Origin of the sequence: Streptomyces sp. BE303 (assembly GCF_036290945.1) — a bacterium.
Classification (GTDB): domain Bacteria; phylum Actinomycetota; class Actinomycetes; order Streptomycetales; family Streptomycetaceae; genus Kitasatospora.
The window spans coordinates 1-6,718 of sequence record NZ_JAQYWZ010000249.1 but is presented as its reverse complement, the minus strand read 5'-3'; the positions used below and the strand labels follow the sequence as shown (position 1 = coordinate 6,718).

General features: G+C 70.7%; 4 protein-coding genes and 1 pseudogene. 2 read left to right on the top strand and 3 right to left on the bottom strand.

Annotated elements, in window-relative coordinates:
* Positions 1 to 245: PIN domain-containing protein (locus tag PUR56_RS01690; RefSeq protein ID WP_329947551.1), on the bottom strand; the 245-nt coding region annotated here is incomplete at its 3' end.
* Positions 246 to 1,749: 1,504 nt separating this feature from the next.
* On the opposite strand from PUR56_RS01690, the gene PUR56_RS01685 reads away from it, so the two are divergent.
* Together PUR56_RS01685 and PUR56_RS01680 are read left to right on the top strand one after the other, a co-directional pair.
* Positions 1,750 to 2,157, top strand: coding sequence for a hypothetical protein (locus PUR56_RS01685; RefSeq protein WP_329947550.1), 408 nt, complete (start codon positions 1,750 to 1,752; stop codon positions 2,155 to 2,157).
* 598 nt (positions 2,158 to 2,755) lie between these two features.
* Positions 2,756 to 3,433: a DivIVA domain-containing protein gene (locus PUR56_RS01680; protein WP_329947549.1), complete on the top strand. Its 678-nt coding sequence runs from the start codon at positions 2,756 to 2,758 to the stop codon at positions 3,431 to 3,433.
* 612 nt (positions 3,434 to 4,045) lie between these two features.
* Here PUR56_RS01680 and PUR56_RS01675 read toward each other — a convergent pair.
* Positions 4,046 to 5,740, bottom strand: a complete 1,695-nt coding sequence (locus PUR56_RS01675; protein WP_329881416.1) for a sensor histidine kinase — start codon at positions 5,738 to 5,740, stop codon at positions 4,046 to 4,048.
* Between the two features lie 428 nt (positions 5,741 to 6,168).
* Positions 6,169 to 6,718 (bottom strand): annotated as a pseudogene (locus PUR56_RS01670) (hypothetical protein); the annotation flags it as partial.

Genomic DNA, 6,718 nt, shown 5'->3' with positions numbered 1-6,718 from the left:
CGGATCCGGAAGTCGTCGAGCAGCCGCAGCGCCTGGCGGGCGAAGTAGCCCAGTTCGGGGTGGTGCCGCTTGGCTTCCAGCTCGGTGACCACGACCACCGGGAGAACGACCTCGTGCTCCTCGAAGCGGGTCATGGCGAGGGGGTCCGCCAGGAGCACGCTGGTGTCGAGAACGTACGTGCGCCGGTCGCATTTGCGGGAGCGGGCCGGTTGCGGGAACCGGATGCCGCGGTCTTCGATGCTCATGTGGTGTCTCCCTGGCAGCGGGGCTGGTGCCGGGCCTGGAGTCGGGTGCGGACCGGCGCTGCTCCGGGGTGGAAGATGTCAGCGGCGGCTCATAGTCCGGCAGGGCTGATTTCGGGACGGAGGTCGCACCGGTTCGACGTCCTGCAATCGATGGTCGGGGGCTTCCTCGGCAGATCCTGGAGAATTCGCCGGATTGGTCGGCGGATCCGTCAGGAATCCGACGGCTTACGTCTTCGTTGCCATGGCTATTGGCCTTCTATGCGCAAGGAACCAGGGTTCTGACGACTCCTGACCTTGGATGGCACCGCCCGGCTCCGAACAGCGGACGCAGCCTGGAAATCCGTCACCAAAATCCGCCGTGGTGGTGTGGTGGATTGATATTTCTGCCCGGCTGGAATCCGCGATGCGGATGGCCGGCGCATGGGGGCGTGTCTTTCGATAGACGATAGTCAGTGAGGCGCGCCGCTCAAACGTGAGGTGAATCACAGCCGGTTGGCGTCCGGCTTCGAGGGCCTTCAGTGCCCGGACATGGTCGGCCGAAGCCCGCCACCGCAGGTGTCCGAGCGGTGACCGACCGCGTCAGGCCGCCTCGGCGGAGCGCAATGCTGCCAGAGGGGACCGGCCACCGAGCCGCAGCCGGTCCCAGCTGCCCCCCGTGGCCTGCCGAATCGACCGCACGATCGTCGAACGTAAAGTCCGAACCTTGTGAGTGGACCGGTCGGGCTGACGGGCCCGGGGTGGGTGTTCCGGTACGGGCCTGCCTCCGTGAGCCTTTGAGGTGCCGTCAGGCCCACCCGCGCGCCGGGCGCCGGGCCTCGCAGGATGCCGGCGGCCGGCTTCCACCCCACTCGGTCCCCGCCCTGCACCTCCGCGTCTGCCGGCGTGCCAGGAAGACCGTGGTGGACGGGTGCGCCGATCGATGAACGCCACCCCGCCGGTGAAGGCCCTGCGTAGCCCGCCGGCGACGCGCAGGGCGAGCCGGGTCTTCCTGATGCCTCCGGTGCCGGTCAGGGTCACCGTGCGAGTGGTGGAAAGCAGCCCGTTGACATCGGCGATCTCCCGCTCGCGACGATGAAGCTGGTCAGCTGATCGGGGAGGCCGGCCGCGACCACACCCCTGTCACGCCGGCTTGCTCCTCCCCGCACTCGGAGGCTGGGTCGCTGTCGGTGGAGGGTCGGACGCCGAAGCGGACATCCTCCGGCCGGAGCACCAGGGCCTCGGTCGTAGCCGATGCCACGAGCATCCTGCTTCCGCTCCGTCGATCACCCCTGACGGCTGGCTACCGCGTGACGACAGCCGGCCCCCGACAGCACGGCCGGTCGCCGTACGCAGCGCGCACAGGGTCGCGGTTTCCGTAGCCGCCTCCGTAGATCTCCCGATGCGGTCGTCCACCTCCGCAGGGAAAGGTGGGGAACGAACCAAGCCGCCGGAACCCCGACCCTCCGACAAGCCGGCGCAGAACGTTCCCCATCCACTTCCTCAGGCCACGGGCAGGTGAGACCTCATGTACTCACGACGGACGACCGCGCATCCGCAGGCCGCGCTCTACCTGCGCTGCTACCCCAGTGATCCGTCCGACATGGAATGCCACCGCAGGGCGATGCAACGGCTCGCCGTGCGGAACAGCCTGCCGGATCCCTTCGTGTACATCGACAATGGGCGCCGGCACCGTGACGGCCTGCCCCAGCTGGAACAGCTCGAACGCCGCATCGCCAACGGCTGGATCGACACGCTCCTGATCCCGGGCCCCTTCGTCTTCGCGCTCGACGACCGGCAGGCCGCCGCCACCGTCCGTAGGCTGCGCCGGCTCGGCTGCCGTCTGATCGAAATCCTGCCCAGGTGGTCCTATCGATACGACGCGCCGGTCGGGAACCGGGCGGTGGCCCGCTCCCTGCTGAACCTGAGAGCCTGATGTCGGAGCTGTCGCCCGGCAGTTGCGGGGTTGCTCCGTTGCCCTCGTCGGCACCGTCCTGCTCGCCCCCGGCGCAATGGGCTGCTCCACCTCGTCGAGGGCGAGCCCGCCCGCACGGCGTCGGCCGACAGCGGCCCCCTCGCCAGAGCGACAGCGATGATCGCCAGGTCCGACGAGATGGACAACCACGTCGGCAGGTCCGGCGTCCGCACCGGCACTACCGGATACCTGACCGACCAGGCACCGGTTCGGCTGTCCGACGTCGGTCCGCCCCCGGGGCCGCGGTCGCCTGGTGCCCGAGCGGGTACCCACCGTGAATTCGATCCGCGCGGTTCGGACGAAGGCACAATTCCTCGCGGTAACCCCTGGACTTCGCATGAGCGGGGAGGGTAAAAAGCGCGTAGCGGCAATCCGTACACCGACGACGGCCGCCGCTTCCGGGGCCGCTGCCCGTGCCCCGCCCACGCATCCGCGTGCGCGTCCGGTGTCCGGCGCCTCGCAGCCGATGCCCGCCCACCACCGCCCGTCCGACGCCACCACACCGAAGGCGCCGGGCACGGTCGGGCCACCCGGTACACCGACAGTCGAGGTTGCCCCGATGCCTCTCACCCTTGCAGACCTGCGCGCCCGCCAGTTCACCACCGTCCGCCTGCGCCCGGGCTACGACGGACGCGAGGTCGACGACTTCCTTGACTTGGTCGAAGCCGAACTCGTCCGACTGCTGCGCGAGAACGAGAGCCTTCGAACTGCTGTGGCCTCGGCCCTTGTCCGCCCCGCAGCCGTAGCGCCGATCACCGGCACTCGGAGCCCGGCACTCATGCCCCCGCCCCAGTCCCCGCCCCCGGCCCCGCGTCCGGCCCCGGACGGCGTGGCCGGGGCCGCCCAGGTCCTCACACTCGCCCAACAGGTCGCCGACCGGGCCGTCGCAGCCGCCCGCGCCGAGGCCTGGAGCGTCCTCACCGCGGCTCGCACCCGAGCCGAGGGCGTCGAACGTGCCGCGCAGGCCGACGCCGACACCCTGGACCGCGACACCCGTGCCGCGGTCCAGACGATCATCGGCAATCTGGAGGCCGTCCGCGCGGGCCTCGAATCCAGGATCCAGAGGCTGCGCGCACTCGAACACGAACACCACACCCGCCTGAACTCCTACCTGGAGCAGCGATTGCGTCACCTAGGGACACTCACCGGCGACGACCCCCCCGCCACAGGCCCGGTCCCCGCCCCACCGCGGCCCCTCCACCCCGGGGGTGCCCGACCGGCCCCACCCCTGGCATGACCGGCCTGTCGGCCGCGGAAGGGCCGCGGCCCACGAGCACGCCCATCCCGAGGCTGCTCCTCAAGCGGATCAGCGCCACCGTCCACCGGGCCGCCACACACCCGCTCACCCACACACCGGCAGGGTCTTCCCACCGTCCGACGCCCCTCTTCATACGCCGTGGCCCGTAGCCGGTGGGCGTGGCTGAAAGATCGCGCAAGCCCGTGACATGACAGCCTGGCCGCGGTCTCGGTCCCGGGTCCTCGGCCAGGTGGAACGGACGAGTCACGGCGGAGAGGACGGAACCGGTCGCCTCGGTGGCCGGGACGCAATGGTCGACGAGGTCGTCGAGCGTCTGCTGGACAGCGCCGACGCCTCAGGGGCTCTCCAGGTCTGCCCGTAACCGCAGTATCGCGAGCGGCGCACGGGGAGAGGTCTGGTCGCGCACGCGGGTCCGGGATCGTATGCCGCCCTGAGCACGAGGGTCCGCGCAGCCGCCTTCCCGTCACCATGCCCGCTGCGTGGCCGCGTCGGGCCGCCGGGGACAGGTACGGCGCCCAGAATCGCAGCGGAGGGGCAGACGAGGCGGCAGGGCCCGCCCGGTGGCCGGCTCTTGCGTTCGATGTCGGCCTGTCACCGGGGCGAGAGTGGCAGCCGGACGGTGAACTGCGCACCGCCCTCGTGCGCGTTCCCGACCGTCACCGTTCCCCTGTTGCGCCGTGTGGCCTGCCTGACCAGCGCGAGCCCCAGTCCCCGCCCGGATTCCGGCGATTCGTGGTCCGCCGACCTCACCGGTGATTTGGTGCTCCAACCGCGTCGGAAGATCTCTTCGAGCGCTGTCGTGTCGAGCCCCGGGCCGGTGTCACAGACACTGATCAGGAGCTCCGCGGCGTCGGCGCGGACGGTGACCGTCACTCGTGGACGGCGCTGCGGGGCAAGGCCGTCGCCCCCGGGGGCGGAGGGGTGGAGTCGCGAACCACGGCAGGCGGTCCCTTGGACGGCGGCGTCCAGGGCGTTGTCGATGAGATTGCCGAGCACGGTCACCAAGTCCCCTGAGGACAACGAGTCCTCGGGCAGGGACCCCTCCTCGACCCGGCTGTCCGGCGCGAGGGCGAACTCCACCCCGAGTTGATCGGCCTGGGCCGCCTTGCTCAGAAGCAGGGCGGCCAGGACGGGCTCGGCGATCACCTCGGCGATCTGATCGGTGAGCTCGCCCGTCAGGGCCAGCTCGACCGTGGCGAATCGCACCGCTTCCTCGGCGCGGCCGAGTTCGATCAGCGAGACCACGGTGTGCATCCGGTTGGCCGCCTCGTGCGCCTGGGATCGCAGGGCTTCGGCGAAGCCTTGTACGGAGCGGAGTTCACGGGACAGGAGCCGCAGTTCGGTGTGGTCGCGGAGGGTCACGACCGTGCCGCGCCGGGCTCCGCTGAGAACGGGTGCGGTGTTGACGACGAGCACTCGTTCGCCGGTCAGATGGACCTCCTCGACGCGCGGTTGCGCGAGCATCATCGCGTCGGTGAGGGGCACTGGAAGGCCGAGTTCGTCGATCCTGCGGCCGATCACGCCTTCCGAACCGGCCTCGGGTCCGAGCCCGAGCAGTTGTCGGCCGCCGTCATTGATCAGGGTGATGCGCCCCTGCGCGTCCAGGATCAGCAATCCCTCCCTCAGGGCGTGCAGCGTGGCCTGTTGGTAGGCGTACATCTGGCCCAGCTCGGCGGCGGGCATGCTGTGCGTCTGCCGACGCAGCCGGACGGCGAGGAGGGACATGGCCAGCCCGCACACGGCCAGGACGGCGAGCGCCGTTCCGGCCAACGACACCAGCTGCTGCCACACCTGATCGTTGATCCTCTGCACGGTGATGCCGGCGCTGACCAGGCCGACGATCGTCGTGCCGTCGAATATCGGCATCACGACACGCACCGACGGCCCGAAGGATCCGGAGTGGATCTCGTAGGAGGTTTCGCCCTTCTGGGCGGATTCGATGTGGCCGGAGAACCGTCCTCCGATGAGACGGGGATCGGGATGGGTCCACCGGATTCCCCGGGGGTTCATGATCGTGACGAAGGCGACCCCGGTGTTCTTGCGGACCTGCTCCGCGTAGGGCTGGAGCAATGCGGTCGGATCGCTGGAGCGGATGGCCTCGCGCACCGAAGGGGCGGCGGCCACCGAGCCCGCCGTTCCGGCCGTTTGGCGTCGAGCGGCCTCCTCGGCCTGGCCTCCTGCGCCGAGGTACGCGAAGGTCGCGCACAGGCCTACGGCCATGACCAGCACCATGGCCTGGAGGGCGAACAGTTGGCCGGCGAGGCTTCGGGGGCGCGGCAGGTTCATGCCGGTCATGTGCATGGGCGGCACCCTGGTGGAGAGATTTGCCGTGGGCGATTTGGGCACTATAGCCGTCTGCGGCTGAATTGTAAGCCCCGATGACGCGCGGTCCTGCCGAGCCCGAGAAGGTACGAACGGATGCGGTCCCACTTCTGCCGACGGCCTTCCGCGACCAGGCTCACCGCTGTCCTTTTCCGGTCGAACCGGTCCAGCGCCCGCCCGGCCGCATGGATGTCGGTGGACAGCCCGCGGGTGGGGTGACTCGGCGGCCGGCGGTGTCGGGCCCGACGCGGGGGACACGGGTCCGGCGGCACATCCGAGGGGCCCGGGCGGGCACGGGGGAGCGGCCGGACGGTTGGTGCCGCCCGGCCGCTCCAGGGGTGCGGTTGGTGGTGTGGCCTGCCGGTGCGGGGCGGCCGTGGGTGCGGGGCGGGTCAGTCGCCGATCTCGACGGTGATGTCGTCGAGGACGAAGCTGGTCTGCGCCGAGGTGTCCTCCGTGCCGGTGAACGTGAGGGCGACGTTCTGTCCGGCGTAGGCGGAGAGATCGACCGTCCGCAGGGTGTAGCCGGCAGCCCGGTCGAGGTTCGAGTAGGCGGCCACCTCCTGGCCGTTGGCGGTGACGGTGAGCCGGTCGTACCTGCTGGACGGGGTGTTCTCGGCCGTGTCGATGTGCAGCCAGTACGTCAGCGTCGCCCGGCAGCCCGCCGGGACGGCGACCGTCTGCGCGACGGTGTCCTTGTGGGCGGACCCGTAGCCGTCCAGCCAGGCCTTCCAGGAGCCGCCGTGGCTCGCCTGGCCCCGGTCGGTGTCGACCGTGCCGGGTGTCGCCGTCCAGGGCTGTGCCGCGCCGCTCTCGAAGCCGGCGTTGCCGAGCAGGTGCGCGGAGGGGCAGGGGCTGTTGGCGTCGGTGACGGCCCAGGTGAAGGTGGTGCTCGCGGTCGCGCCGGAGGGGAAGGTGGCGGTCACCGTCACGGTCGTCGAT

Coding starts and splice junctions, on each gene's coding strand:
- PUR56_RS01680 (WP_329947549.1), top strand. CDS start 2,756: ATGCCTCTCACCCTTGCAGACCTGCGCGCCCGCCAGTTCACCACCGTC.
- PUR56_RS01675 (WP_329881416.1), bottom strand. CDS start 5,740: ATGAACCTGCCGCGCCCCCGAAGCCTCGCCGGCCAACTGTTCGCCCTC.
- PUR56_RS01685 (WP_329947550.1), top strand. CDS start 1,750: ATGTACTCACGACGGACGACCGCGCATCCGCAGGCCGCGCTCTACCTG.